The sequence below is a fragment of the Pseudomonas sp. PDM28 genome (assembly GCF_019219115.1).
In the GTDB taxonomy this organism is placed as follows: Bacteria; Pseudomonadota; Gammaproteobacteria; order Pseudomonadales; family Pseudomonadaceae; genus Aquipseudomonas; species Aquipseudomonas laurylsulfatiphila.
This window is the reverse complement of the sequence record NZ_JAHUWG010000011.1, coordinates 207,327-232,995: the sequence shown is the minus strand read 5'-3', so window position 1 is coordinate 232,995 and position 25,669 is coordinate 207,327. Positions and strand designations below refer to the sequence as shown.

Here is a 25,669-nt window from a genome sequence, read left to right as displayed (position 1 = left end):
TCTAGACTGCTATTTGGTGGAGCCGGGGGGATTTGAACCCCCGTCCGCCAGTACTCCGCTGTCGGTACTACATGCGTAGCCGTGTCTATTAAGTTAACCCTCAGCGACCCGACGGGCAGGGTGCTTTGGGCGAGTTGTGTAAGTTTTAGCCGCTTCGTCCACAACGTACTGCACGGCGATTCTGTTCTATATGACAATCACTTTGGGTTTACAGACATCCCCTGATGATTGCTGGACCCGAAGGTACCAGGAGGGAAGGGCTAAGGCTGCTTACGCAGCGAGAGCGTATTCCCCGTAGGTTTCGTCATTGGCAACTATAGGAAGTTGCAACAGTGGATTTACGAGTTCTGTTACCAACTCGGCATGCACCTAAAGTTTCGCAACCGGCGTCGAATCCTAAACGGCCCCGAGCCTGGTGCTCTGTGAATCAAGTGAGCAACAAGCCTGCACAGTGTACGTCAACGCGACTCAGAAGGCCAACCCGAAGGTAGGCCACCACACATCATGGGTTTGGCTGGTTGCTCTGTTTGTCAGCGAGTGCCAATGCCTGGGTGGCTTCGGTGACGCATTTTGTGTCGTCTCCGGAGGCTTGTGAGGCTTCGGCGCTGGACATCAGTCTCTTGATCTCCATGGCGGTGCTTCCGGAGGTCGCCGGCAGCGCGTTCACTTTGCCTTTGAGCTCTTGCAGTTTGCTCGTACACAGGTTGTTGTCCGCAGCAAATGCAGGAGAGGCCAACATTGCAGCGGAAATGACCAGACCAGCGAGTGTGGTGCGCTTCATGGGTATCACCTTGAACGGATGGGGCCTACCTCAAAGACTACGATTCAACGCAAGAATTCGGTTTTTTCAGACCGCGTGCCAAGCTTTTCCCTCGATGCGGGCGGTTACACATTCCCAGACCCCGGATGCAAAAAAACCCGCCGTTGGCGGGTTTTGTTTTGCTTCGTATCGGATTACTTCCCGCCTTTTTTCGCGTCGGTGAGGGCCTTGATGACGTCGTTGGTCTCGGCGATGCAATCATCAGTGCCCTGCTTGGTGCCTTTTGCATGGTCGGCTTTGGCTTGCTCGACGGAGGCTTTTACCTGGTCAACCATTTCCGGAGGAATCTGTGCCTTTGCGTTTTCGATGGTTTGCAGATTGACCGCGCACTGATCTTTTTCTGCGGCAAACGAGGGGGAGGCGAGCATAGAGGCAGTAATAAACAAACCTAACAGCACAGAACGATTCATGTGTATCTCCTTGAGCTGAAGGGCCAGGCATTGCTGGCCATCAAATCGAGCTACCGAGTGTTGGGAGAGTCCCGCATTGGCGGGACTTGATCAGTGGACTGCGGTGGCACCTCAGGGTTCTGTTTTTTACTGTGGAGCTATCGATTCCGGCAAGTAGGTACATCTATGCACCTTCCTTGGGTCCTTCTATCAGGGCACCCTAGCCTGGGTAACGCGGTCCACCAGATAGACTAGACCGTGGTAATCAATGCCGCCATGTTGCGTCAAACCGATCTCACAGGTGCGGCTGGTGGAGATGCCTTCGCTGCATTGTTGCACCGCGTCCTTGAGGGTGCGCAGCGAATGGGCATTCAACTGCGGCGTGGTGAAGCCCTTGTCGCCGGCGAAGCCGCAGCAGTGAATGCCTTCAGGAATGACCACGTTTTTGCTGCATTTGCGCGCCAGATCGATCAGCGCCTGACTTTCGCCAAGGTGCTGGGTGCTGCAGGTGACGTGCACCGCAATCGGTGCTTCCTGTGGTGTGAAGTCGAGGCGATCCATCAGGTGCGTGCGGATGAAACGCACCGGGTCGTAGAGGTCCAGTCGAACGTCGCCAAGGTCTTGAGTGAGCCGTAACGTACAGGGGCTGGTGTCGCAATAAATCGGGTCGAGCCCGCCGCGACTGGCGTGCAGCAAGGCGCCGATCAGTTCCTGGCGTTTGTGTTCGGCTTGTTCGGCGTAGCCTTTGGAGGCGAATGGCTGGCCGCAGCAGAGGTTGTCCAGATTGTCCGGGAAGACTACCTGGTAACCGGCCTTTTCCAGCAGCCCTCGGGTTTTGTCGTACAACGACACCTGCTCTTTATCCCCCGCCGCCGGCCCCATGACCCGCGACACACACGCCGCCAGGTACACCACCCGAGGGCGTTCGTCCGACACGGCGGGACTGAAGCGGATGGCTTTTTCCGGCTGCGGCATGGCGTTGGTCCATTGCGGGACCTGACCTTTGGACAGCTTCGTCAATGTAGCCGAGAGTTTTGCCAGGCGTGGCGCGCCCAACAACATCCGTGCGCCATTGGCGACGTGCAGGGTGAACCGCGCCCCTTGTAGCGCCGTGGCGAAATTTCCTTCAAGCCAGTTGGCGGTTTTCGTATGGGTTGCCGTGCGGCTACGGAGTTTTTTCACCAGTTCGCCGGTGTTGATGCCGACCGGGCAACGTTGTGCGCACAGGCCGGTGGCGGCGCAGGTGTCGATGCCTTGGTATTCGTACGCGGCTTCGAGTTCGGTGGTATCGATGCCGGCGCGTTTTCGCGCCTGAATGTCGCGCCAGATCACGATGCGTTGGCGTGGGCTCAGGGTCAGGCCCTTCGACGGGCAGACCGGTTCGCAGAAACCACATTCGATGCACTTGTCCACAATCTCGTCGGCGGCCGGCAAGGGCTTGAGGTGCTTGAGGTGGATCTGCGGATCTTCGCTGAGCACCACGTCCGGGTTGAGAATCCCGTTGGGGTCGAGCAGACGCTTGAGTTGCCACATCAGCTGGTAGGCATCGCTGCCCCATTCCAGCTCGACGAAGGGCGCCATGTTGCGCCCGGTGCCGTGTTCGGCTTTCAGCGAACCGCCGAACTCCACTGCCACCAGTTGCGCCACGTCGTCCATGAACGCCTGATAGCGTGCGACTTCTTCCGTGTTGTTGAAGCCTTGGGTGAAGACGAAGTGCAGATTGCCTTCCAGGGCGTGTCCGAAAAGGATCGCTTCATCGTAGTGATGTTTGTCGAACAGTTCGATCAGACGATTGACGCCGATGGCCAGTTGTTCGACCGGGAAGGTGACATCTTCGATGATCACCGTGGTGCCGGTCTTGCGCACCGCGCCGACGGCGGGGAAGGTGTCTTTGCGGATGGCCCAGAGACGGGCGTTTTCCCGTGGGTCCTCCGTGAAGTCGACCTGCTTTTCCACCGGGAACGTCTGCAGCGACGCCATGATCTGCGCCAGCTGTTCATGCAGCAGGGCGGACGACGCGGCGCGGGATTCGATCAGCAGGGCGCAGGCATTGTTCGACAGATGCTGTACGAAAGGCGGCATGCCGGGTTTGTCCTGGACTGAGCGCAGGCTGCGTCGGTCCAGCAGCTCCACGGCCGACACCGGTTGGCTTTTCAGTACGGTGACCGCGTTGCAACAGGTCTCGACATCCGGGAAGACAATCAGGGCCGAGGCCTTGTTCGGATGGTCGATCACCGTGTCGTAGGTCACCGCACTGATGAACCCGAGCGTGCCCTCGGAGCCCACCAACAAGTGGCTCAAGATATCCACAGGCTCGTCGAAATCCACCAGGGCATTGAGCGACAGGCCGGTGGTATTTTTCAGACGGTATTTGTGGCGGATTCTCGCAGCCAGATCAGCGTTGGCGCGGGTCTCGCGCCCCAGGGTCGCCAGGCGCTCCAATAGTGCGGAATGGCTTTGGCGAAACGCCGCGACGCTGGCGGCATCTTCGGTATCGAGACGACTGCCGTCGGCCAGCACCAGACGAATGCCCGCCAGGGTGTGATAGGTGTTTTGCGCCGTGCCGCAGCACATGCCGCTGGCGTTGTTGGCGACGATCCCGCCGATCTTGCAGGCGTTGATCGAGGCCGGGTCCGGGCCGATCTTGCGTCCGAACGGCGCCAGCCAGGCGTTGGCCTGGGCGCCGATCACACCCGGCTGCAGGCGGATTTGCGTGCCCTGGTCGCGGATCTCGCGTGCGTTCCAGTTGTCTCCCAGCACGATCAGCACCGAGTCGCTGATCGCCTGACCGGACAAACTGGTACCGGCGGCACGGAAGGTCACCGGCACCTGATCGCGTTGCGCCAGTTGCAGCAGCGCCACCACTTCGTCTTCGGACTCGACGCGGATCACCAGTTGCGGAATCAAACGATAGAAACTGGCATCGGTGCCGAAGGCCAGGGTCGACAGCGGGTCGTCGAAACGTCGCTCTTGTGGAATCAGTTGTTGTGCATCTCGCAGGAAAGCGGCCGGTAGACTCATTGGTCCTCCAGGATCAGTACCACCAGGTCTTTCGGGCCGTGGGCGCCGTACGCCAGCACTTGCTCGATGTCGGCGGTCTTCGACGGGCCGGATACCAGCAACGCGTTGGTCGGCATGCCCTGGGCCCATTCGAACTCCTGCTGCACCTGATAGAAGTTGTCGCGGATTTCGCTGGCCTTGAGCAGGGCGAAATGCACCGGTGGCGCCAGGCTCATCAAGCGCGGTTCTTCCCGGGTCGGCCAGATGATCAGGCTGCCGGTTGCCGCGATGGCGCCGAGGCTGCCGGTCAGGCTCGCCGGGGTGTCGTTGAACAGTTCGGCTTTCCATTCTTCGACCGGACGGTCGTAGGCCTTGAGCGCCGGCAGATCGGGATTATTCGCCCAATGCTGTGTGATGCGTTGACCGTGGGGTGTTGTCGGTGCGATCAGCAGGCTTGGCAACTGGCGATCCCGCAGCAATTGCGCTAACAGCACCGGCCACTCTTCACCGGAGGTCAGGTGGATTTCCGTGTGCACCGCTTCCATCAGTTTGCGCAGCTGTGGAATGCGTTGCTCAGGTGCGTAGGTGTAAGGCTGGGTCACCAGATCGACATCAAAGTTGTCGGCCACCGGCGTGGTGCCTGTCAGACTTTTGCGCAGTTTGGCGAGGATATTTTGCTTGGCGCTCATCAGCGGTCTCCCTGTTTGGCCAAGTGTTCGCGGGCCATGTCATGCAGTGAGCGGGCGGCGGGTTTCGGTGCACTGTGGTTTTGCGTCCACGGGCCGACATTACTCGGCGTGAGGGCGCGCAAACGGGTGGCGAAGAAGCCGAACAGGCGATACAGCGTCGGCGAACTGTTGAGCTTCGCCCAGGCGTTCCAGAGGAACCGCTCCTTGCGCGAATACTTGCTGCCCTGGCCGCGCATCACTTGATGGGGGCTGTCCGGGGCCTTGACGTTTTCTTCGCGCAGGCGCCGCAGCAATGCAGGGATCGGGATTTTTACCGGGCACACTTCGCCGCAGGCACCGCACAACGAAGAGGCGCTCGGGTGATCCGGGACTTTCGCCAGGCCGACCATGTGCGGGGTGACGATTTTTCCGATAGGACCGGGGTAAACCTCCCCATAGGCATGGCCGCCGATTCGGGTATACACCGGGCAATGATTCATACAGGCACCGCAGCGGATGCAGTTCAGGGTCTGGCGCAATTCGCTGTCGGCAAAGGCCTGGCTGCGACCATTGTCGAGCAGTACCAGGTGCACTTCCTGCGGACCGTCGAGTTCATGTGCCTTGCGCGGGCCGGAGATCATGTTGACGTAGGTCGTGATCGGGATGCCCAGGGCCGAGCGGGTCAGCAGCGACAGCAGCGGTACCACGTCGCGCAGGTTTTCCACGACTTTTTCGATACCGGTGACGGCGATGTGCACGGGCGGTACGGTGGTGGTCATGCGCCCGTTGCCTTCGTTTTCCACCAGCAGCAGGGTTCCGGTTTCGGCCACGGCGAAGTTGACACCGGAAACGCCGATGTCCGCTTCGAAGAATTTCTGCCGCAAGACCTTGCGACCGATCTGAATGAGTTGGTCAACGTCCTTGGTGTATTCCACCCCAAGTTTGTCGTGGAACAAGGACGCGACCTGACCGGCATTCTTGTGGATCGCCGGCATGATTATGTGTGAAGGCTTCTCGTGGTCGAGCTGGACGATGTACTCGCCCATGTCCGATTCCAGGCATTCAATGCCTCGGTCAGCCAGGAAATGGTTCATCTCCATCTCTTCACTGACCATCGATTTGCCCTTGATCACTTGCCGCCCCTCGTGAGCGCGGATGATCGAGAGGACGATGCCATTGGCTTCGTCCACCGTTTCCGCCCAGTGCACTGTCACACCGTTGCGGGTCAGGTTCTGTTCCAGTTGCTCGAGCAGGTCGGGCAACTTGGAGAGTGCGCGGGCACGGATCGCATTGCCCAGTGCGCGCAAGTGTTCTCTTTCGTGGGCATCGCTGAACGCCGCTGCCCGTTTGGTCATCAGTGAATCCATCGCCTTGCGAAAGTTGCCTCGCAATTGCGCATCACCCAGCGCGTTGTGGGCGCGGGTGCGGAAATCTTCTTCTACGGCAACCGTAGGAATAATCGTTGAGGTGCTCATCGGGCACCTCCGGTACGCTGCCAGAGGAAGCTGGCCAGATGCTGACCGCGCAACGCTTCCTGCTGTTTTTCCAATGAGCCGTTGATGTTCATCAAGCAGCCGCAATCGGCACTCAATACCTTGTGCGCGCCGGATTCCTTCAACGCCCGGGTCTTGTCAGCCACCATCGCGCCGGAAATGTCTGGCATACGGACGCTGAATGTTCCGCCAAAGCCACAGCATTCACTTTCGTGATCGTGATTGACCCGCTCCACATTGCTCAACTGCGACAACAATTCGCGGCCGTGCAGGTGGGTGTTCATTTCGCGGCGTGCCGAACACGAAGTGTGCAGCGCCACTTTCACCGGCTCACCGCTGTCCTTGAACTGCACCTTGCAGACAAATAGCAGGAACTCGGCCAGTTCATAGGTTCTGGCAGCCAGCGCCTGAACCTGTTTCAACGTGTGCGGCTCGTCCTTGAACAAGTCGGCGTAGTGTTCGCGCAACATCCCGGCGCAAGAGCCCGACGGCACCACCACCGGATAATCCCCGGCAAACAACGCCAGTTGTGAGCGCGCGACGGTTCGTGCCTGCTCGGTGTAACCCGAGGTGTAGGCCGGTTGTCCGCAGCAACTTTGCCCTTGCGGGTACTCGACACGAATGCCTTCGCGTTCCAGCAGGTGGATCGCATCCATCCCGGCTTCGGGGTAGAACAAATCGACCACGCAGGTCCCGAACAGGTATACCCGTGAGGGTTTCTCGCTGGGGTATTGCCGAGGCTCGGGCAGTGGCGGGGCGACACGGGTCGCATTCGGCACGGCGTTGTAAAAAAGCTCGCTCATCAGGCGGTCTCCGGGTGGTCCCGGTTATTCGTCTGTTGAGGCTGCTGAATATAGAGCCGGAAGCTTTCAGCAGCCTTACAGACCGGGGTGTGAATTGCGGACGCCGGGGGCGTGGCCCAGCGTCGGTTTTTACCGTTTTGCTTGTAGTCCTTAGTGCACCAGCATGCCGGTGAACCAGTAGGCCTGAGCCAGGGTGATCAGGCCGACAATCGTTGCAAAGAATAGGCTGTGCTTGAGGGTGAAGCGGAACAGATCCGATTCCTTGCCCACCAGACCGGTCGCGGCGCAGGCCACGGCGATCGATTGTGGCGAGATCATCTTGCCGGTCACGCCGCCGCTGGTGTTCGCCGCCACCAGCAAGGTGTCGTTGACACCGATCTGGTGCGCGGTGGTCGCTTGCAGCGAACTGAACAGGGCGTTGGACGAAGTATCGGAGCCGGTGAGGAACACGCCCAACCAGCCGAGGAACGGCGAGAAGAACGGGAAGGCTGCACCGGTGCCTGCCAACACCAAGGCCATGGTCGAGGACATTCCCGAGTAGTTGGTGACGAAGGCGAACGCCAGCACCATGCCGATGGACAGGATCGGCCAGCGCAGTTCGTAGAAGGTCTCCTTCAAAGTGGTAAGACCAGTTTTGACGTTGATCTTCAGCACCAGCATCGAGATCAGCGCCGAGAAGAAGATCGCTGTGCCAGTGGCAGAAATCGGGTCAAGTTTGAACACTGCCGGAATAGCCGTTGGTGCAGCCACGATCGGCGCGACCTTGATCACCATTTGATCAAGATGCGGGATCGCAAAGTTGAACACGAAGCTGTACATCGAACCGCCGGCGGCAAACATGGCCTTGAACGGTTTCAGGGTCCAGATCGTGACCAATACGGTCAGGATCAGGAACGGCGACCAGGCCTTGAAGATTTCCCCGAGGCTGTAAGGTGAAGCCACGGTTGTGCGCTTCTGGCCGAAACCACCGACGCTGGCGCTCACCACGGAGGCCGAGACAGCGCCGACGATGTGCTGGCCAGCGGCGCGTTTTGGTTGCCAGACTTTCAGGAACAGGGTCAGGGAGATCAGTGCGGCCAGGGCCGAGGTGATGTCCGGCAGTTCCGGGCCGATGAAGTTCGAAGTGAAGTACTGGGTCACGGCAAAGCTTAAACCGGCCACCAGCGCTGCCGGCCAGGTTTCCCGCACGCCACGCAGGCCGTCCATCATGAACACCAGCCAGAACGGCACGAACAGCGACAGCAGCGGCAACTGGCGGCCGGTCATGGCGCCGATCTTGAAGGCGTCGATACCGGTCACTTGCCCGGCCACGATGATCGGAATGCCGAGGGCGCCGAAGGCTACTGGTGCGGTGTTGGCGATCAGGCACAAGCCAGCGGCGTACAGCGGGTTGAAGCCCAGTCCTACAAGGAGTGCAGCGGTAATCGCCACCGGCGCGCCGAAACCGGCGGCACCTTCCAGGAATGCACCGAAGCAGAAGCCGATCAGCAGCACCTGCAAGCGTTGGTCATCGGTGATCGAGAGGACTGAGCTGCGGATGACTTCAAACTGACCGCTTTTGACTGTCAGCTTGTAGAGGAACACCGCGGCCACGATGATCCAGGCAATCGGCCACAGGCCATAAGCGAAGCCATACCCGGCGGCGGCGAGCGCCATATCGACCGGCATCTGGAAAGCGAAGATCGCCACCAGGATCGACAACGCCAGGGTGATGCTGCCGGCCACGTGCCCTTTGAGGCGGAACACGGCCAGGGCCAGGAAGAAAAACACGATGGGGATGACGGCGGCGAGTGCGGACAGGCCGAGGCTGCCGAGCGGGGTATAGAGCTGTTGCCAGGTTTGCATATGGGGTGGCCCCTAATTGTTGTTGGTCAGGCACTGATCAGCGTTCTTGGATAATTGGTAATACCAATTTACAATCGCTGTTGGCTAGGGTAAAAGCCTTGTAGGCGGTGTGTCAATTTGCCGCCCTAAAACTTTTGTCGAATGCAAAGTGCGCAGGTCGTCCGTCTGGTATGACCAAATGCGTTGTGGCAGGTGCTGGCGCGGCGCCGATAGGCCAGAATAGAGCCCCGGCGAGCCGTCGGATCGTGGAGAAATCGAGTTATGGGGTTTGATCAGATTCGTCAGCGCCGTTTGTCTGACGATATTGTCGAGCAGCTTGAGGGCATGATCCTCGAGGGCACGCTGAAGGCCGGAGAGCGCTTGCCGGCCGAGCGCGCGTTGGCCGAACAATTTGGCGTGTCCCGCCCTTCGTTGCGTGAAGCCATTCAGAAGCTGACCGCCAAGGGGCTGCTGGTCAGTCGCCAGGGCGGTGGCAACTATGTGGTGGAATCACTGGGGACCACCTTCAGTGATCCCTTGTTGCAGCTGCTGGAAAGCAACCCCGAGGCGCAGCGCGATCTGCTCGAGTTTCGCCATACGCTGGAAGCGTCCTGTGCCTACTACGCGGCGTTGCGCGCCACTGATGTGGATCGCGAGCGGCTGACCGCGGCATTCAACAAGTTGCAGGACTGCTATTCGCGTCACGAAGAGGTGAGTCGTGCCGAAGAGGGGGTCGCGGACGCAAGCTTTCACCTGGCGATCGCCGAGGCAAGCCACAATGCCGTGCTGCTGCATACCATCCGCGGGCTGTTCGACTTGCTCAAGCGCAACGTGGTGACCAACATCGGTGGCATGTACAAACAGCGCACTGAAACCCGCGACATGCTGATCACGCAGCATCGGGAGTTGTACCAGGCGATTATCGAAGGGCGGGCGGAGCAGGCGCGGGAAGTTTCCAGCCGGCACATTCTGTACGTGCAGGAGGTGCTGGAAGAAGTGCGTCAGGAAGTGCAGCGCGTGGCCCGGGCGGAACGGCGCAAGGGGATGTGACCTTTTGAAGCAAAAGATCGCAGCCTTCGGCAGCTCCTACATTGGAATGCGTTCCCTGTAGGAGCTGCCGCAGGCTGCGATCTTTTCGCTGACGCCGCGAAACTCAGGCAGAAAAATCAGTCTTCCTTGCCCTTGTTGCGCACCGCACGCTGCAACTCGCGACCCGCGTCGCGTTCGCGCTCGGTATCGCGCTTGTCGTATTCCTTCTTGCCCTTGCCCAGGGCAATCTCGCACTTGACCATGTGCTTGCTCCAGTACCAGGACAGGCACACGCAGGCGTAACCCTTTTGCTGCACCGCAGCGGACAGCTTGTCCAGCTCGCGACGGTTGAGCAGCAGCTTGCGGCTGCGCACCGGGTCAGCGATGACGTGGGTGCTGGCGGTCGTCAGGGGCGTGATGTGGCTGCCGAGCAGCCAGGCTTCGCCATCCTTGAGCAGGACATAACTGTCAACCAGTTGCAGCTTGCTTGCCCGCAGACTTTTTACTTCCCAGCCGGCCAGGACCAGACCAGCCTCGAACTTGTGCTCGATGAAGTAATCGTGTCGCGCCTTTTTATTTTGCGCGATGGTCCCTGTTGGGTGTTTCTTCTGTTTAGCCATAGGGGCGGCATTATAGGGAGTTACAACAGAGTCGGCTACGGGGTTGCTACGTGCTTGAGCAGGTTGATTGAATCCCGGACAATGCGGCCTCTTTTTTGAACGCTTGGGCGTGATAACGATGTCGACAGACAAGGTTTCTGTCCACGGCAGTTGGGCTAGCCGCTGGGTCTTCATACTCGCCGCGACCGGTTCGGCCGTGGGGCTGGGTAGTATCTGGAAATTCCCGTACATGGTCGGCGTCTATGGCGGCGGTGCCTTCGTGCTGATGTTTCTGGCCTGCATCGCGCTGATTGGTGTGCCGGTCATGCTGGCCGAAACGCTGATCGGCCGCCGTGCACGGCAGAGTCCGGCCAATGCCTTGAAGGCGCTGGCGGTCGAGGCGGGGCACTCGGGCAAATGGTCCTGGGGGGCATTTGCCGGAATGATCACGGCGTTGCTGATCCTGTCGTTCTACAGTGTGGTGGGCGGCTGGTCGCTGGATTACATCATCGACATGGGGCGTGGCGATTTTCAGGGGGTGACGGCGGATCAGGTAGGGGCTTACTTCGGTAATGTCATTGCCGATCCCTGGCGCCTGACACTTTGGCACACGATTTTCATGCTGCTGTCAGCGGTGGTGATCGCAAAGGGCGTGGTCGCCGGGCTTGAGCGCAGTTTGCGCATCATGATGCCGCTGTTGTTCGTGATGGTCCTGGTCCTGCTGGGCTACAGCATGACCACCGGTCATTTCATGGAAGGTGTGCATTTCATGTTCGACTTCCACCCGGAAAAGGTTCTGGACGGCTTGTTGCCCGCAATGGGGCATGCGTTCTTTTCCCTGAGCGTGGGCGTCGGCTCGATCATGATCTATGGCGCCTACATGCCGAAGAGCTCGTCGATATCGGGGACTGTCGTTGGTGTGGCGCTGCTCGACACCTTCGTTTCCCTGGTGGCCGGCCTGGCATTGTTTCCGATTGTTTTCGCGGCGGGCCTGAACCCGAGCGAAGGGCCGGGGCTGATGTTCGTCAGCCTGCCGTTTGCCTTCGGCAACGTGGCGTTCGGGCAATTGATGGGGGTGGTGTTCTTCGTGCTGGTGGCGGTCGCCGCCTGGAGTTCGGCGATTTCCCTGCTTGAACCGATGGTGGCCTATCTGGTGGAGCGCACTAAAGTGAGTCGTGCGTGGGTCACCTTCTGGCTGGCTTTCAGCTGCTGGTTCGTCGGCCTGGGCACGGTGTTCTCCTTCAATATCTGGAAGGAGGCCAAGTTCTTCGTGAGCGAAGGCGGGATGTTCCACCTCTACCAATGGGGAGCAACCGGTGGTCTCGATTTCTTTGGCGTGATCGATTTCTTCACCTCGCGAATCATGTTGCCGCTTGGCGGTTTGTGTTTCGTGGTGTTTGCGGGCTGGATCATGGGGCGTGAAGCGGTGCGCGACGAGTTGTCGATTCGCAACCCGGCGCTGTTTGGTCTGTCCTTGTTCTTGATGCGCTATGTGGCGCCCATCGGCATCCTCGTAGTGTTTGCCGCCCAGCTGTGGAAGTGACGCTGACATGACGACACACATTTCACGTTCGGCCTTGCTGCCGTACCCGGCACAAGCGCTGTATGACCTGGTCAACGACGTGGCGCGCTACCCGGAGTTTCTGCCGTGGTGCTCGTCGGCCGAAGTCCTGGAGAGCTCATCCGAGCATATGCGGGCGAGCGTTGGGGTGGCCAAGGGCGGCCTTAGCCAGCATTTCGTCACGCGCAACACCCTGGTTCCCGGGCAGTCGATCGAAATGAACCTCGAAGAGGGTCCTTTCACCCAATTGCATGGCATCTGGGTATTCAAGGCGCTGACTGACAAAGCCTGCAAGATCAGCCTCGATCTGTCGTTCGATTATGCCGGGCCACTGGTTCGTGCCACCTTGGGGCCGCTGTTCAATCAGGCCGCCAACACCCTGGTGGATGCGTTCTGCCAGCGTGCCAAGCAGATACATGGTTGAGGTCATGATTGAAATCGAGGTGGTCTACGCGGCGGTGGACCGTCAGGTGCTGCTGACGCTGACGGTGCCGGTCGGGACGAGCGTGAGGGCAGCCTTGCTTGGGTCCGCCCTGGCAGGGGAGTTTCCGGAGCTGGATCTGGCCAATTGCCCCGTAGGGATCTTCGGCAGGGTTGTAGCTGATCCAGAGCATCGGTCTGTCCAGGCCGGGGATCGCATCGAGATTTACCGCCCGTTGCTGGTCGACCCGAAAGAGGTGCGCCGACTGCGCGCGGCAAAAGCGGCCGAGGCCAAAGCGCGGAATCAGTGAGTGGCTTGAACGCCAGACAATAAAAAGCCCGGGCATGCCGGGCTTTTTATTGCGTCGCAAATTATTGCGGCGAGGTGTCCAGTGGTTGCGGCGTCGGGACCGGCACGGTTTCTACGCCGTCGACGTCCTTCTGGATCTGGTCCAGCAACGAACCTGGCTTGACCGGCTTTTCCGGTTTTGGCTTCTCGACGTTTTCTGCCGGGGCAGCCACTGTCGTGCCGCTGTCCTTGCCGAGAATGGCTTCGTCACGGCTCACGCCTGGCATGAAATCACCAGAGAGGCTGACAAGCTGATCATTTGGGTTGAAGATAACGCTGATGCGTTCCTGTTGGCGTTCACCGCCACCCGGTTGCAAGCTGTACAGATAATCCCAGCGATCGGCATGGAACGTGTCAGTCAGCAGAGGGTTGCCCATGATAAACCGTACTTGCTTGCGGGTCATTCCCGGGCGTAACTGGTCTATCATGTCCTGCGTGACGACATTGCCCTGCTGGATGTCGATTTTGTAAACCCCGGGGAATGAACAACCGGCGAGTGCGAGCAGTCCCACAAAGGTGAAACTGGTTAGCAAGAGCTTGGTGTTTTGCATCGGTGGGCGACTTCCACTATCTTGGCTGGGACAACGTAAACGCCGATCATACCCGCATTAAGAGAAGCTGCGAAGCAGCATCGCGAGAAAGCTGACCATGGTTGAAAATAGCGAACTACGCAAAGCCGGCCTCAAAGTGACCCTGCCACGGGTCAAAATTCTGCAAATGCTCGACTCCGCCGAGCAACGCCACATGAGTGCCGAGGATGTCTACAAGGCCCTTATGGAGGCTGGTGAGGACGTCGGTCTGGCCACGGTTTACCGTGTTCTGACCCAGTTCGAGGCAGCTGGCCTTGTGGTGCGGCACAACTTCGACGGAGGCCACGCGGTCTTCGAACTGGACGACGGGAAGCATCACGACCATATGGTCAACGTCGAAACCAGCGAAGTGATCGAATTCTTCGACGAAGAAATCGAGCGGCTTCAGAAAGCAATCGTCGACAAGTATGGCTTCGAGATGGTTGATCACAATCTGGTGCTGTACGTGCGCAAGAAAAAGTAAGCATGTCGCGCGAACATCCGTTCGCGAAACGAGCGAAGGCGACCCCAGGGTCGCCTTCGTGCTTTCTGCGGTGTGCTGGTTTGCACATGGTTCCTGTAGGAGCTGCCGCAGGCTGCGATCTTTTGATCTGTGCTTTTAGAAAGGGCAAAGTCAAAAGATCGCAGCCTGCGGCAGCTCCTACAGAGTTCGCTTTAGATTTTTGCAGTGACGACCATTTTCTTGGCGTGAGCCAGGGATTCCTTGGTCAGATCGATGCCGCCCAGCATCCGCGCGACTTCTTCAACGCGCTCGTTTTTGCTCAGTTTGGAAACCGCCGTGCGGGTGGCATCTTCGCCGCGCACTTTATGCACAAATAGATGCTGATGACCTTGCGCTGCCACTTGCGGCAAGTGGGTCACGGTCAGCACCTGTCCGCGCTCGCCGAGCCTGCGCAGCAACTGGCCGACGATTTCTGCGGTCGGGCCGCCAATGCCGACGTCGACTTCGTCGAACACCAGGGTCGGTACGCGGGAGGTCTGTGCGGTGATCACCTGAATCGCCAGGCTGATCCGCGACAGTTCGCCGCCGGACGCCACTTTCGCCAGGGCCTTCAGCGGCTGGCCGGGGTTGGCGCTGACCAGCAGTTCTACCTGTTCCAGCCCGTTTGGCAGCAGTTCGTTGCCGCTGTTCGGGCGCAGTTCAATGGTGAAGCGGCCGCCGGGCATGCCCAGTCGCTGGATCTCCTGCTCCACGGCGCTGGCCAGGCTGCTCGAGGCTTGATGCCTGAGATCGCTCAGCTCCCGAGCCTTTTCCTGGTAGTGCCGGGCATAGGACGACAGCTCATCGCTCAAGCGCTCGATGGATTCGTCGTTGGCGTTCAGGGTCTCGATTTCATCCAGCAGTTTCTGCTGCATCTCGGCCACTTCAGTCGGCTGGATGCGGTGTTTGCGCGCCAGGGTGTAGATCGCATCGAGGCGTTCTTCCAGGTATTGAAGGCGCGATGGATCGGCATCGAAATTGTCGAGGAAACGGTTCAGTTCGCCCACGGCCTCTTCAACCTGGATCTGTGCGCTGGTCAGCAAGCTGCTGGCTTCGCCCAGGGCGCCGATCGAGCTGTTCACGCTCGACAGGCGGTTGAGGCTGGCGGTGAGGGCGTTCAGGACATTCCCGGAATCACTTTCGCTGCATTGTTCGACGACTTGCCGGCAAATGCCCAGCAGGGTTTCGGCGTTGGTCAGGTTCTTGTGTTCCTGTTCCAGCTGCTCGAGCTCGTTGTCGCCGAGGCCAAGGTTTTCCAGTTCTTCGAGTTGATAGCTGAGCAATTGATGGCGTGCACGTTGCTCGTCGCCGGAGTTGGAGAGCCGCTCCAGTTCCTGGCGGGTCTGACGCCAGCGTTGGGCGGCCAGTTGAACCTGGCGGGCAAGGTCCGTCGCGCCGGCATATTCATCGAGCAGGCGACGGTGGGTATCGGTCTTGAGCAGGGATTGGTGTTCGTGCTGGCTGTGAATGTCGATCAGCAGCTCGCCCAGCGCCTTGAGATCGCCAAGCGGGCAGGGCGTGCCGTTGATGTAGCCACGCGAGCGACCTTCGGATGTGATCACCCGGCGCAGGATGCACGGGCCGTCGTTTTCGAGGTCGCGTTCGGCCAGCCAGGCGCTGGCTTCCGGAATGTCGGCCAGATCGAAGGTGGCCAGGATATCGGCCTTGTCGGCGCCCGGGCGGACCACGCCGCTGTCGGCACGATCGCCCAGGGTCAGGCCCAGCGCGTCGAGCATGATCGACTTGCCCGCGCCGGTTTCCCCGGTGATCACGCTCATCCCGCGATCGAGTTCGAGATCGAGATGTTCAACGATGGCGTAGTTGTGTACGGACAGGTGCACCAGCATATGGGCCGCTCCCAGGTGTTAGGTCTGGTTATTTATACAGTGTTTTGTTTCTGGCTGACAATGCCCCTCGTTAGCTCGATTCGATCGGTCCGGCCAATCCCTTATCGCGAGCCGGCATGACAATGCGATTGTTTTTTGTAGGGTTAATCATCGGCGCCCCTTGAAGCCGGATTTTGCGGCCCCATATAGCTGGGCAGAAGCGCGAGTTGAGTTCGCGGACGATATTGAAAGGAGAAATCTATGGCTGACGAACAGACAGTGGATACGCAAAACCCAGACGCCAACCAGGCGCCCGAGGCTTCGGGTGAAGACCTGGCGGCTCGTGTACAAGTGCTCGAAGAGCAACTGGCAGGCGCTCAGGATCAGGCTTTGCGTGTAGCCGCCGATCTGCAGAACGTCCGCCGTCGCGCCGAGCAGGATGTGGAGAAGGCTCACAAGTTCGCGCTGGAAAAATTCGCCGGCGACCTGCTGCCGATCGTCGACAGCCTGGAACGCGGCCTGGAGCTGTCCAGCCCGGACGACGAAAGCATCCGTCCGATGCGCGAAGGCATCGAGCTGACCCTGAAAATGTTCCACGACACCCTCAAGCGTTATCAGCTGGAAGCGATCGACCCGCATGGCGAACCGTTCAACGCTGTTCATCATCAGGCGATGGCCATGCAGGAAAGTGCCGATGTCGAGCCGAACAGCGTTCTGAAGGTGTTCCAGAAGGGCTATCAGCTCAATGGACGCCTGCTGCGCCCGGCGATGGTCGTGGTCAGCAAGGCGCCTGCGCCGGTTTCGCCTTCGATTGACGAGCAGGCTTGAAATCCGCCGCAAGGCCCCCATTTATAAGTCAAGCGTTTAAGTGCTACCGCAGTTAGCCACCACTGCTGCGGCAACCAAATCCAAAGTTTCGGGAGAGTGAACATGGGCAAAATTATCGGTATCGACCTGGGGACTACCAACTCCTGCGTCTCCGTGCTGGAAAACGGCAAGGCCAAAGTTATTGAAAACGCTGAAGGCGCGCGCACCACGCCGTCGATCATCGCTTATGCCAACGATGGCGAAATCCTGGTTGGCCAGTCGGCCAAGCGTCAGGCTGTGACCAATCCGCACAACACCCTGTATGCGGTGAAGCGTCTGATCGGTCGTCGTTTCGACGAAGAAGTCGTGCAGAAAGACATCCAGATGGTCCCTTACAAGATCGTCAAGGCTGACAACAGCGACGCCTGGGTTGAAGTGAACGGCCAGAAAATGGCGCCGCCACAAATCTCGGCTGAAATCCTGAAGAAAATGAAGAAGACCGCCGAAGATTACCTCGGCGAGACCGTGACTGAAGCGGTGATCACCGTTCCGGCCTACTTCAACGACAGCCAGCGTCAGGCGACCAAAGACGCCGGCCGCATCGCCGGTCTGGACGTAAAACGTATCATCAACGAACCGACCGCTGCTGCTCTGGCTTACGGTATGGACAAGGCCAAGGGCGATCACACCGTGATCGTTTACGACCTGGGCGGCGGTACTTTCGACGTTTCCGTGATCGAGATCGCTGAAGTCGATGGCGAGCACCAGTTCGAAGTACTGGCCACCAACGGTGACACGTTCCTGGGCGGTGAAGACTTTGACATTCGTCTGATCGACTACCTCGTCGACGAATTCAAGAAAGAAAGCGGCATGAACCTCAAGGGTGACCCGCTGGCCATGCAGCGCCTGAAAGAAGCCGCTGAAAAAGCCAAGATCGAACTGTCCTCGAGCCAGTCGACCGACGTGAACCTGCCGTACATCACTGCAGACGCCACCGGTCCTAAGCACCTGAACGTGAAGATCTCCCGCGCCAAGCTCGAAGCATTGGTGGAAGACCTGGTTCAGCGCACCATCGAGCCTTGCCGCATCGCAATGAAAGATGCCGGTATCGACGTTGGCGCGATCAACGACGTGATCCTGGTGGGCGGTCAGACCCGTATGCCACTGGTTCAGAAGCTGGTCACCGAGTTCTTCGGCAAAGAAGCACGTAAAGACGTCAACCCGGACGAAGCGGTTGCCATGGGTGCTGCCATTCAGGGCGCGGTACTGGCCGGTGACGTGAAAGACGTTCTGCTGCTCGACGTCAGCCCGCTGACCCTGGGTATCGAAACCATGGGTGGCGTGATGACCGCGCTGATCGAGAAAAACACCACGATTCCTACCAAGAAATCGCAAGTGTTCTCGACTGCCGACGACAACCAGGGCGCCGTGACCATTCACGTGCTGCAGGGCGAGCGTAAGCAAGCTGCTCAGAACAAGTCCCTGGGCAAGTTCGACCTGGCCGACATTCCACCGGCTCCACGTGGTGTGCCGCAGATCGAAGTGACCTTCGACATCGACGCCAACGGCATCCTGCACGTCGGTGCGAAGGACAAGGCTACCGGCAAGACTCAGTCGATCGTGATCAAGGCCAACTCCGGCCTGTCCGACGAGGAAATCGAACGCATGGTGCGTGATGCCGAGGCTAACGCCGAGGAAGACCGCAAGTTCGAAGAGCTGGCCGCTGCCCGTAACCAGGGCGACGCACTGGTTCACTCGACGCGCAAAATGGTGACCGATGCCGGCGATAAAGTGACTGCCGAAGAGAAGACTGCAATCGAAGCTGCCGTAGTTGCCCTGGAAGCCGCCGTCAAAGGCGACGACAAGGCTGCTATCGACGCCAAGGTTGAAGAGCTGTCGAAAGTCTCCGCTCCAGTGGCGCAGAAGATGTACGCCGAACAGGCTCAGCCTGCTGAAGGCGCTGCACCGCAGGGCGAATCGGCTGAGAAGGCTGACGACGTTGTCGATGCCGAGTTCGAAGAAGTCAAAGACCACAAGTAAGTTGTTGGTCGGCCGGTTGACTGCCTTCAGGCGGTGACTGGTAGGATGTCGCCGCGCGGGAGCTTGCTCCCGCGTTGGCGTATCTGGAATACGCGAATTTTTACAGCATGCGACAGCGCTCGCGTGTTGCTGGCATGGCCGGGAATGCTCCTGCTTTCCGAGCCGAAAGTGCCACTTTGAATCTAAGACCAGGATCGTTGAATTGACGTGAGTTGGGTCCGGGCCTGTATTGGGGCTCAACGAGTTCGGCAAACTCAGGAGGGTTTTGCCGGACGTCCTCAAGAGTGCAAAGACTTATGGCAAAGCGTGACTATTACGAAGTATTGGGTGTTGAGCGTGGTTCAAGCGAAGCGGACCTGAAAAAGGCTTACCGTCGCCTGGCGATGAAGCACCACCCGGACCGTAATCCCGATGACAAGGCGTCGGAAGAGATGTTCAAGGAGGCCAACGAGGCCTACGAAGTGCTTTCCGATTCCAGCAAGCGCGCGGCGTACGACCAGTACGGCCATGCCGGTGTCGATCCGAGCATGGGGGGCGGCGGTGCCGGTTTCGGTGGCCAGAACTTCTCCGACATCTTTGGTGATGTCTTCAGTGACTTCTTCGGTGGCGGTCGCGGCGGTTCCCGTGGCGGTGCTCAGCGCGGCAGTGACTTGCGCTACACCCTGGAGCTGGACCTGGAAGAAGCGGTGCGCGGCACGACCGTGAATATCCGCGTTCCGACGCTGGTCAATTGCAAGCCGTGCGATGGTTCCGGTGCCAAGAAAGGTTCCTCGCCGGTGACTTGCCCGACCTGCGGCGGTATTGGTCAGGTGCGCATGCAGCAAGGCTTCTTCTCGGTGCAGCAGACCTGCCCGCGCTGCCATGGCCAGGGCAAGATCATTTCCGATCCGTGCGATTCCTGCCACGGCGAAGGTCGCGTCGAAGAGTACAAGACCCTGTCGGTGAAAGTGCCGGCCGGCGTCGATACCGGTGACCGCATTCGTCTGTCCGGCGAAGGCGAGGCGGGAGCCCAGGGTGGCCCGACCGGCGACCTGTACGTGGTGATCAACGTGCGCGAGCACTCGATCTTCCAGCGTGATGGCAAGCACCTGTTCTGCGAAGTGCCGATCAGCTTCGTCGATGCGGCGCTGGGTGGCGAGCTGGAAATTCCGACCCTTGATGGCCGGGTCAAGTTGAAGATCCCCGAGGGGACTCAGACCGGCAAGCAGTTCCGTGTGCGTGGCAAGGGTGTCGCACCTGTGCGTGGCGGTGGTGCGGGCGACTTGATGTGCCGTGTGGCGGTCGAGACGCCGGTCAACCTGAGCCGTCGCCAGCGCGAAATGCTTGAGGAATTCCGCAGTTCGCTGGCGGACGACAACAGCCATTCGCCGAAAACCACTGGTTGGTTCGAAGGCGTGAAACGCTTCTTCGGCGATTTGTAAGGAGACAGGCATGCGACGTATTGCAGTGATGGGCGCCGCCGGGCGCATGGGCAAGACCCTGATTGAAGCAGTGCAGCAGGCACCAGGCGCCGGATTGACGGCGGCTGTGGATCGTCCTGACAGCACGCTGGTCGGTGCGGATGCCGGTGAACTGGCGGCTATCGGTCGCATCGGCGTGCCGCTGTCCGGTGATCTGGATCGGGTGGTCGACGAGTTCGACGTGCTGATCGACTTCACGCACCCGACGGTGACCCTGAAGAACCTGGCTTTCTGCCGTAAACACGGCAAGGCCATGATCATCGGGACCACGGGCTTCAGTGTTGAAGAAAAGCAGTTGCTGGCGGAAGCGGGCAAGGACATTCCGATTGTCTTCGCGGCCAACTTCAGTGTCGGGGTCAACCTGTGCCTGAAGCTGCTCGACACGGCCGCTCGCGTATTGGGTGACGACGTCGATATCGAAATCACCGAGGCTCACCATCGGCATAAAGTCGACGCGCCGTCGGGCACTGCCGTGCGCATGGGTGAGGTGATTGCCGATGCGTTGGGTCGTGACCTGAAGAAAGTGGCGGTGTATGGCCGTGAAGGCCAGACCGGTGCGCGTGATCGTGAAACCATCGGTTTCGCCACTGTGCGGGCCGGCGACATCGTCGGTGATCACACCGTGCTGTTCGCCGCCGACGGCGAGCGTGTCGAGATCACCCACAAGGCGTCCAGTCGCATGACCTTCGCCAAGGGCGCGGTACGTGCTGCATTGTGGCTGGACGGGCGCGAGCCTGGCCTTTACGACATGCAAGACGTGCTCGATCTGCGTTAAGATGCACCCGAAATCGGGCTCGCGCACCGCGTTTGAGCCCGGTTTTGTTCCGCCAAGCGACGTCCTGTCGCATTCTCCAGCCTTTAAGGCTCATTGGCGGTAGACCGAAAAGGCCTTTTTCTGTAAGCTACAGCTTTAGTGTGTCCACTAAAAGCGCGCAGAATAATTCAGTGAAGAAGCGGGGTGACGTGTCCATACGTCACTCCGCTTTTTTACAACCTGCGATCGCCCTTTCAGGCTTTATTTACGGGAGGTCTTCTTGACTAAGCCAGCCATACTCGCCCTTGCTGATGGCAGCATTTTTCGCGGCGAAGCCATTGGAGCCGACGGTCAGACCGTTGGTGAGGTGGTGTTCAACACCGCAATGACCGGCTATCAGGAAATCCTTACCGATCCTTCCTACGCCCAACAGATCGTTACCCTGACTTATCCGCACATCGGCAACACCGGCACCACGCCGGAAGACGCCGAGTCCAACCGCGTCTGGTCCGCTGGCCTGGTCATCCGTGACCTGCCTCTGGTGGCGAGCAACTGGCGTAACACGATGTCTCTGTCCGACTACCTGAAGGCCAACAATGTTGTGGCCATCGCCGGTATCGACACCCGCCGCCTGACGCGCATCCTGCGTGAAAAAGGCGCGCAGAACGGCTGCATCATGGCCGGTGACAACATTTCCGAAGAAGCCGCCATCGCCGCCGCCCAGGGTTTTCCAGGTCTGAAAGGCATGGATCTGGCGAAGGTTGTCAGCACCAAGGACAGCTACGAATGGCGTTCGACTGTCTGGGACCTGAAAACCGACAGCCACGCGACCATCGAAGCCTCCGAGCTGCCGTACCACGTGGTTGCCTACGACTACGGCGTCAAGGTGAACATCCTGCGCATGCTGGTCGAGCGCGGTTGCCGCGTGACCGTGGTGCCGGCGCAAACCCCTGCTGCCGATGTGCTGGCGCTCAAGCCGGACGGCGTGTTCCTGTCCAACGGCCCTGGTGATCCGGAGCCATGCGACTACGCGATCCAGGCGATCAAGGACGTGCTGGAAACCGAGATCCCGGTCTTCGGTATCTGCCTCGGTCACCAACTGCTAGCCCTGGCCTCCGGTGCCAAGACCCTGAAAATGGGTCACGGTCACCACGGTGCCAACCACCCGGTCCAGGACCTGGACACCGGTGTGGTGATGATCACCAGCCAGAACCACGGTTTTGCAGTAGACGAAGCCACCCTGCCCGCCAACGTTCGTGCGATCCACAAATCGCTGTTCGACGGCACCCTGCAGGGGATCGAGCGTACCGACAAGAGCGCCTTCAGCTTCCAGGGTCACCCGGAAGCCAGCCCTGGCCCGAACGACGTAGCGCCATTGTTCGATCGCTTCATCAACGAGATGGCCAAGCGACGCTGATCGCTCGCCTTGATGTAGCAAAGCTTGAGGGTGGCCCCGCATCGGCGGCCCCCTCAAGGCTTCAGAGATTGAACAAGACGGCTTGCCGACTGACCTGCGGATTTGAGTGACAAACCCATGCCAAAACGTACAGACATTAAAAGCATCCTGATTCTCGGCGCTGGCCCGATCGTGATCGGCCAGGCCTGCGAATTCGACTACTCCGGCGCCCAGGCCTGTAAAGCCCTGCGCGAGGAGGGTTACCGCGTCATCCTGGTGAACTCCAACCCGGCCACCATCATGACCGACCCGGCCATGGCCGACGCTACCTACATCGAACCGATCAAGTGGCAGACCGTTGCCAAGATCATCGAGAAAGAGCGTCCGGACGCGCTGCTGCCGACCATGGGTGGCCAGACCGCCCTGAACTGCGCCCTGGACCTGGAGCGCGAAGGCGTTCTGGAGAAGTTCGGCGTAGAGATGATCGGTGCCAACGCCGATACCATCGACAAGGCTGAAGACCGTTCGCGTTTCGACAAGGCGATGAAGTCCATCGGCCTGGCGTGCCCGCGTTCCGGTATCGCCCACAGCATGGAAGAGGCCAACGCGGTCCTCGAGAAGCTTGGCTTCCCGTGCATCATCCGTCCGTCCTTCACCATGGGCGGCACCGGTGGCGGTATCGCTTACAACCGTGAAGAGTTCGAAGAAATCTGCGCCCGTGGTCTGGACCTGTCGCCGACCAAAGAGCTGCTGATCGACGAATCGCTGATCGGCTGGAAAGAGTACGAGATGGAGGTTGTCCGCGATAAGAAGGACAACTGCATCATTGTCTGCTCCATCGAAAACTTCGACCCGATGGGTGTGCACACCGGTGACTCGATCACCGTGGCTCCGGCACAGACCCTGACCGACAAGGAATACCAGATCCTGCGTAACGCCTCCCTGGCGGTGCTGCGCGAGATCGGCGTGGAAACCGGTGGTTCCAACGTTCAGTTCGGTATCTGCCCGAACACCGGCCGCATGGTCGTGATCGAAATGAACCCGCGCGTATCCCGCTCCTCGGCGCTGGCTTCGAAAGCCACCGGCTTCCCGATCGCCAAGGTCGCGGCCAAGCTGGCTGTGGGCTACACCCTCGACGAGCTGTCGAACGACATCACCGGCGGCAAGACCCCGGCGTCCTTCGAACCGTCCATCGACTACGTCGTGACCAAGTTGCCACGTTTCGCCTTCGAGAAGTTCTCCAAGGCTGACGCGCGCCTGACCACTCAAATGAAGTCGGTCGGTGAAGTCATGGCCATCGGCCGTACCTTCCAGGAATCCCTGCAGAAAGCCCTGCGCGGCCTGGAAGTTGGTGTTTGCGGCCTGGACGAGAAGGTTGATCTGGCCAATCCGGAAAGCATGAGCGTGCTCAAGCGCGAGCTGACCGTGCCGGGCGCCGAGCGTATCTGGTACGTGGCGGACGCCATGCGCGCCGGCATGAGTGTTGAAGATATCTTCGGCATGACCATGATCGATCCTTGGTTCCTGGTGCAGATGGAAGACCTGATCAAGGACGAAGAGAAGGTCAAGACCCTGGGTCTGACCAGCATCGACCGTGACCTGATGTTCCGTCTCAAGCGCAAAGGCTTCTCCGACATGCGTCTGGCCAAGCTGCTGGGCGTGACCGAGAAGGCCCTGCGTGCTCACCGTCACAAGCTGGAAATCTTCCCGGTCTACAAGCGCGTCGACACCTGCGCGGCCGAGTTCGCCACTGACACCGCTTACCTGTACTCGACGTATGAAGAAGAGTGCGAAGCGGCGCCATCGGGTCGCGACAAGATCATGATCCTGGGCGGCGGTCCGAACCGTATCGGCCAGGGCATCGAGTTCGACTACTGCTGCGTACACGCGGCACTGGCCCTGCGCGATGACGGTTACGAGACCATCATGGTCAACTGCAACCCGGAAACCGTTTCCACCGACTACGACACCTCCGATCGCCTGTACTTCGAGCCAGTGACCCTGGAAGACGTGCTGGAAATCGTTCGCGTCGAGAAACCAAAGGGCGTGATCGTCCAGTACGGCGGCCAGACCCCGCTGAAACTGGCCCGCGCCCTGGAAGCTGCTGGCGTGCCGATCATCGGCACCAGCCCTGACGCCATCGACCGTGCCGAAGACCGTGAGCGCTTCCAGCAAATGGTCCAGCGCCTGAACCTGCGTCAGCCGCCAAACGCCACCGTGCGCAGCGAAGACGAAGCCATTCGCGCCGCGGCCAAGATCGGTTACCCGCTGGTGGTGCGCCCGTCCTACGTACTGGGCGGCCGTGCGATGGAAATCGTCTACGAAGAAGAAGAACTCAAGCGCTACCTGCGTGAAGCGGTTCAAGTGTCCAACGACAGCCCGGTGCTGCTGGACCACTTCCTCAACTGCGCCATCGAGATGGACGTGGATGCGGTTTGCGACGGCAAAGACGTGGTAATCGGCGCGATCATGCAGCACATCGAGCAGGCCGGTGTTCACTCCGGTGACTCCGCGTGCTCGCTGCCGCCGTACTCGCTGCCGGCGCACATCCAGGACGAGATGCGCGAGCAGGTCAAGAAAATGGCCCTGGAACTGGGCGTGGTCGGCCTGATGAACGTGCAGTTGGCGCTGCAGGGCGAAGACATCTACGTCATCGAAGTCAACCCGCGTGCTTCCCGTACCGTACCGTTCGTGTCCAAGTGCATCGGTGTTTCCCTGGCGATGATCGCAGCACGCGTGATGGCCGGTAAAACCCTGAAAGAACTGGGTTTCACCAAGGAAATCATCCCGAACTTCTACAGCGTGAAAGAGGCGGTGTTCCCGTTCGCCAAATTCCCTGGTGTTGACCCGATCCTCGGCCCAGAGATGAAGTCGACCGGTGAAGTGATGGGCGTGGGCGACACCTTCGGTGAAGCGTTCGCCAAGGCCCAGATGGGTGCCAGCGAAGTATTGCCGACCGGCGGTACTGCGTTCATCAGCGTACGCGACGACGACAAGCCACTGGTTGCGGGCGTGGCCCGTGATCTGATCAACTTGGGTTTCGAAGTGGTTGCCACTGCCGGGACTGCCAAGCTGATCGAGGCTGCAGGCCTGAAAGTGCGCCGTGTGAACAAGGTGACCGAGGGTCGTCCGCACGTGGTCGACATGATCAAGAATGACGAAGTCACGCTGATCATCAACACCACCGAAGGTCGTCAGTCGATCGCTGATTCGTACTCCATTCGTCGTAATGCCCTGCAGCACAAGATTTACTGCACCACCACCATTGCTGCTGGCGAAGCCATCTGCGAAGCGCTGAAGTTCGGTCCCGAGAAGACCGTGCGCCGCTTGCAGGATCTACACGCAGGATTGAAGGCATGA

General features: G+C 59.7%; 21 protein-coding genes and 1 other RNA gene. 11 read left to right on the top strand and 11 right to left on the bottom strand.

The genetic code is table 11. From position 1 onward, the window contains the following. Positions 1 to 14: 14 nt before the first annotated feature. The 8 genes from ssrA to KW841_RS24780 all read right to left on the bottom strand — a co-directional run bounded on the left by ssrA (position 15) and on the right by KW841_RS24780 (position 9,018). Positions 15 to 408: a transfer-messenger RNA gene (gene ssrA, locus KW841_RS24815) on the bottom strand. Positions 409 to 502: 94 nt separating this feature from the next. After that, a complete protein-coding gene (locus tag KW841_RS24810) occupies positions 503 to 781 on the bottom strand; it encodes a hypothetical protein (RefSeq protein WP_218480139.1) in 279 nt (92 codons plus the stop codon). A gap of 173 nt (positions 782 to 954) precedes the next feature. Further along, positions 955 to 1,230 (bottom strand): hypothetical protein, encoded by a 276-nt coding sequence (locus tag KW841_RS24805; RefSeq protein ID WP_218480138.1) that lies wholly within the window; start codon positions 1,228 to 1,230, stop codon positions 955 to 957. Positions 1,231 to 1,419: 189 nt separating this feature from the next. Then, positions 1,420 to 4,230 carry an FAD-binding and (Fe-S)-binding domain-containing protein gene (locus KW841_RS24800; RefSeq protein WP_218480137.1) on the bottom strand — a complete coding sequence of 937 codons (2,811 nt, stop codon included), beginning with the start codon at positions 4,228 to 4,230 and terminating at the stop codon, positions 1,420 to 1,422. Beyond that, the gene (locus KW841_RS24795; RefSeq protein WP_218480136.1) at positions 4,227 to 4,898 is read right to left on the bottom strand and encodes a lactate utilization protein; all 672 of its coding nucleotides are present in this window, start codon (positions 4,896 to 4,898) and stop codon (positions 4,227 to 4,229) included. Before KW841_RS24795 ends, KW841_RS24800 begins: the two co-directional genes overlap by 4 nt. Next, the gene (locus tag KW841_RS24790; protein WP_218480135.1) at positions 4,898 to 6,352 is read right to left on the bottom strand and encodes a LutB/LldF family L-lactate oxidation iron-sulfur protein; all 1,455 of its coding nucleotides are present in this window, start codon (positions 6,350 to 6,352) and stop codon (positions 4,898 to 4,900) included. Before KW841_RS24790 ends, KW841_RS24795 begins: the two co-directional genes overlap by 1 nt. After that, entirely contained in the window at positions 6,349 to 7,173 is an 825-nt protein-coding gene (locus KW841_RS24785) for a (Fe-S)-binding protein (RefSeq protein WP_218480134.1), read from the bottom strand. The genes KW841_RS24790 and KW841_RS24785 overlap by 4 nt, the downstream gene beginning before the upstream one ends. Before the next feature lie 150 nt (positions 7,174 to 7,323). Continuing rightward, the gene (locus KW841_RS24780; protein WP_218480133.1) at positions 7,324 to 9,018 is read right to left on the bottom strand and encodes a lactate permease LctP family transporter; all 1,695 of its coding nucleotides are present in this window, start codon (positions 9,016 to 9,018) and stop codon (positions 7,324 to 7,326) included. A 261-nt stretch (positions 9,019 to 9,279) separates the two neighbouring features. Here KW841_RS24780 and KW841_RS24775 point away from each other — a divergent pair, with 261 nt between their 5' ends. Further along, the gene (locus KW841_RS24775) at positions 9,280 to 10,047 is read left to right on the top strand and encodes a GntR family transcriptional regulator (protein WP_218480132.1); all 768 of its coding nucleotides are present in this window, start codon (positions 9,280 to 9,282) and stop codon (positions 10,045 to 10,047) included. A gap of 116 nt (positions 10,048 to 10,163) precedes the next feature. Here the strand turns inward: KW841_RS24775 and smpB are convergent, their stop codons facing one another. Continuing rightward, the gene (gene smpB, locus KW841_RS24770; RefSeq protein WP_007973144.1) at positions 10,164 to 10,646 is read right to left on the bottom strand and encodes an SsrA-binding protein SmpB; all 483 of its coding nucleotides are present in this window, start codon (positions 10,644 to 10,646) and stop codon (positions 10,164 to 10,166) included. A 118-nt stretch (positions 10,647 to 10,764) separates the two neighbouring features. Here smpB and KW841_RS24765 point away from each other — a divergent pair, with 118 nt between their 5' ends. Genes KW841_RS24765 through KW841_RS24755 form a run of 3 tightly spaced genes read left to right on the top strand, consistent with a single transcriptional unit; the run spans position 10,765 to position 12,917 of the window. Further along, positions 10,765 to 12,168, top strand: a complete 1,404-nt coding sequence (locus KW841_RS24765; protein ID WP_218480131.1) for a sodium-dependent transporter — start codon at positions 10,765 to 10,767, stop codon at positions 12,166 to 12,168. A gap of 7 nt (positions 12,169 to 12,175) precedes the next feature. Then, complete coding sequence (locus KW841_RS24760) at positions 12,176 to 12,610, top strand: type II toxin-antitoxin system RatA family toxin (RefSeq protein WP_116580920.1); 435 nt, start codon at positions 12,176 to 12,178, stop codon at positions 12,608 to 12,610. Continuing rightward, positions 12,603 to 12,917, top strand: coding sequence for an RnfH family protein (locus KW841_RS24755; protein WP_218480130.1), 315 nt, complete (start codon positions 12,603 to 12,605; stop codon positions 12,915 to 12,917). The genes KW841_RS24760 and KW841_RS24755 overlap by 8 nt, the downstream gene beginning before the upstream one ends. 61 nt (positions 12,918 to 12,978) lie before the next feature. Here KW841_RS24755 and KW841_RS24750 read toward each other — a convergent pair whose 3' ends face one another. Further along, positions 12,979 to 13,506 (bottom strand): outer membrane protein assembly factor BamE, encoded by a 528-nt coding sequence (locus tag KW841_RS24750; protein ID WP_007973139.1) that lies wholly within the window; start codon positions 13,504 to 13,506, stop codon positions 12,979 to 12,981. Between the two features lie 97 nt (positions 13,507 to 13,603). Here KW841_RS24750 and fur point away from each other — a divergent pair, with 97 nt between their 5' ends. After that, positions 13,604 to 14,008 (top strand): ferric iron uptake transcriptional regulator, encoded by a 405-nt coding sequence (gene fur, locus KW841_RS24745; RefSeq protein WP_003197684.1) that lies wholly within the window; start codon positions 13,604 to 13,606, stop codon positions 14,006 to 14,008. A gap of 191 nt (positions 14,009 to 14,199) precedes the next feature. Here fur and recN read toward each other — a convergent pair whose 3' ends face one another. Beyond that, entirely contained in the window at positions 14,200 to 15,873 is a 1,674-nt protein-coding gene (gene recN / locus KW841_RS24740; RefSeq protein ID WP_218480129.1) for a DNA repair protein RecN, read from the bottom strand. A 240-nt stretch (positions 15,874 to 16,113) separates the two neighbouring features. Between recN and grpE the strand changes: the two genes are divergently transcribed. The 6 genes from grpE to carB all read left to right on the top strand — a co-directional run bounded on the left by grpE (position 16,114) and on the right by carB (position 25,669). Next, positions 16,114 to 16,680: a nucleotide exchange factor GrpE gene (grpE, locus tag KW841_RS24735; protein WP_007973134.1), complete on the top strand. Its 567-nt coding sequence runs from the start codon at positions 16,114 to 16,116 to the stop codon at positions 16,678 to 16,680. Positions 16,681 to 16,782: 102 nt separating this feature from the next. Beyond that, the gene (gene dnaK / locus KW841_RS24730) at positions 16,783 to 18,699 is read left to right on the top strand and encodes a molecular chaperone DnaK (protein ID WP_007973133.1); all 1,917 of its coding nucleotides are present in this window, start codon (positions 16,783 to 16,785) and stop codon (positions 18,697 to 18,699) included. Between the two features lie 296 nt (positions 18,700 to 18,995). Then, complete coding sequence (gene dnaJ, locus KW841_RS24725; protein WP_007973132.1) at positions 18,996 to 20,120, top strand: molecular chaperone DnaJ; 1,125 nt, start codon at positions 18,996 to 18,998, stop codon at positions 20,118 to 20,120. Between the two features lie 10 nt (positions 20,121 to 20,130). Further along, a complete protein-coding gene (gene dapB, locus KW841_RS24720; RefSeq protein ID WP_007973131.1) occupies positions 20,131 to 20,934 on the top strand; it encodes a 4-hydroxy-tetrahydrodipicolinate reductase in 804 nt (267 codons plus the stop codon). Positions 20,935 to 21,193: 259 nt separating this feature from the next. Next, positions 21,194 to 22,330: a glutamine-hydrolyzing carbamoyl-phosphate synthase small subunit gene (gene carA / locus KW841_RS24715; protein WP_095965946.1), complete on the top strand. Its 1,137-nt coding sequence runs from the start codon at positions 21,194 to 21,196 to the stop codon at positions 22,328 to 22,330. 117 nt (positions 22,331 to 22,447) lie between these two features. Further along, positions 22,448 to 25,669, top strand: a complete 3,222-nt coding sequence (gene carB / locus KW841_RS24710; RefSeq protein WP_007973129.1) for a carbamoyl-phosphate synthase large subunit — start codon at positions 22,448 to 22,450, stop codon at positions 25,667 to 25,669.

What these genes read in the sequence shown, in the direction of transcription:
- KW841_RS24810 (WP_218480139.1), bottom strand. Translation starts at nt 781, where the DNA reads ATGAAGCGCACCACACTCGCTGGTCTGGTCATTTCCGCTGCAATGTTG.
- KW841_RS24805 (WP_218480138.1), bottom strand. Translation starts at nt 1,230, where the DNA reads ATGAATCGTTCTGTGCTGTTAGGTTTGTTTATTACTGCCTCTATGCTC.
- KW841_RS24800 (WP_218480137.1), bottom strand. Translation starts at nt 4,230, where the DNA reads ATGAGTCTACCGGCCGCTTTCCTGCGAGATGCACAACAACTGATTCCA.
- KW841_RS24795 (WP_218480136.1), bottom strand. Translation starts at nt 4,898, where the DNA reads ATGAGCGCCAAGCAAAATATCCTCGCCAAACTGCGCAAAAGTCTGACA.
- KW841_RS24790 (WP_218480135.1), bottom strand. Translation starts at nt 6,352, where the DNA reads ATGAGCACCTCAACGATTATTCCTACGGTTGCCGTAGAAGAAGATTTC.
- KW841_RS24785 (WP_218480134.1), bottom strand. Translation starts at nt 7,173, where the DNA reads ATGAGCGAGCTTTTTTACAACGCCGTGCCGAATGCGACCCGTGTCGCC.
- KW841_RS24780 (WP_218480133.1), bottom strand. Translation starts at nt 9,018, where the DNA reads ATGCAAACCTGGCAACAGCTCTATACCCCGCTCGGCAGCCTCGGCCTG.
- KW841_RS24775 (WP_218480132.1), top strand. Translation starts at nt 9,280, where the DNA reads ATGGGGTTTGATCAGATTCGTCAGCGCCGTTTGTCTGACGATATTGTC.
- smpB (WP_007973144.1), bottom strand. Translation starts at nt 10,646, where the DNA reads ATGGCTAAACAGAAGAAACACCCAACAGGGACCATCGCGCAAAATAAA.
- KW841_RS24765 (WP_218480131.1), top strand. Translation starts at nt 10,765, where the DNA reads ATGTCGACAGACAAGGTTTCTGTCCACGGCAGTTGGGCTAGCCGCTGG.
- KW841_RS24760 (WP_116580920.1), top strand. Translation starts at nt 12,176, where the DNA reads ATGACGACACACATTTCACGTTCGGCCTTGCTGCCGTACCCGGCACAA.
- KW841_RS24755 (WP_218480130.1), top strand. Translation starts at nt 12,603, where the DNA reads ATGGTTGAGGTCATGATTGAAATCGAGGTGGTCTACGCGGCGGTGGAC.
- KW841_RS24750 (WP_007973139.1), bottom strand. Translation starts at nt 13,506, where the DNA reads ATGCAAAACACCAAGCTCTTGCTAACCAGTTTCACCTTTGTGGGACTG.
- fur (WP_003197684.1), top strand. Translation starts at nt 13,604, where the DNA reads ATGGTTGAAAATAGCGAACTACGCAAAGCCGGCCTCAAAGTGACCCTG.
- recN (WP_218480129.1), bottom strand. Translation starts at nt 15,873, where the DNA reads ATGCTGGTGCACCTGTCCGTACACAACTACGCCATCGTTGAACATCTC.
- grpE (WP_007973134.1), top strand. Translation starts at nt 16,114, where the DNA reads ATGGCTGACGAACAGACAGTGGATACGCAAAACCCAGACGCCAACCAG.
- dnaK (WP_007973133.1), top strand. Translation starts at nt 16,783, where the DNA reads ATGGGCAAAATTATCGGTATCGACCTGGGGACTACCAACTCCTGCGTC.
- dnaJ (WP_007973132.1), top strand. Translation starts at nt 18,996, where the DNA reads ATGGCAAAGCGTGACTATTACGAAGTATTGGGTGTTGAGCGTGGTTCA.
- dapB (WP_007973131.1), top strand. Translation starts at nt 20,131, where the DNA reads ATGCGACGTATTGCAGTGATGGGCGCCGCCGGGCGCATGGGCAAGACC.
- carB (WP_007973129.1), top strand. Translation starts at nt 22,448, where the DNA reads ATGCCAAAACGTACAGACATTAAAAGCATCCTGATTCTCGGCGCTGGC.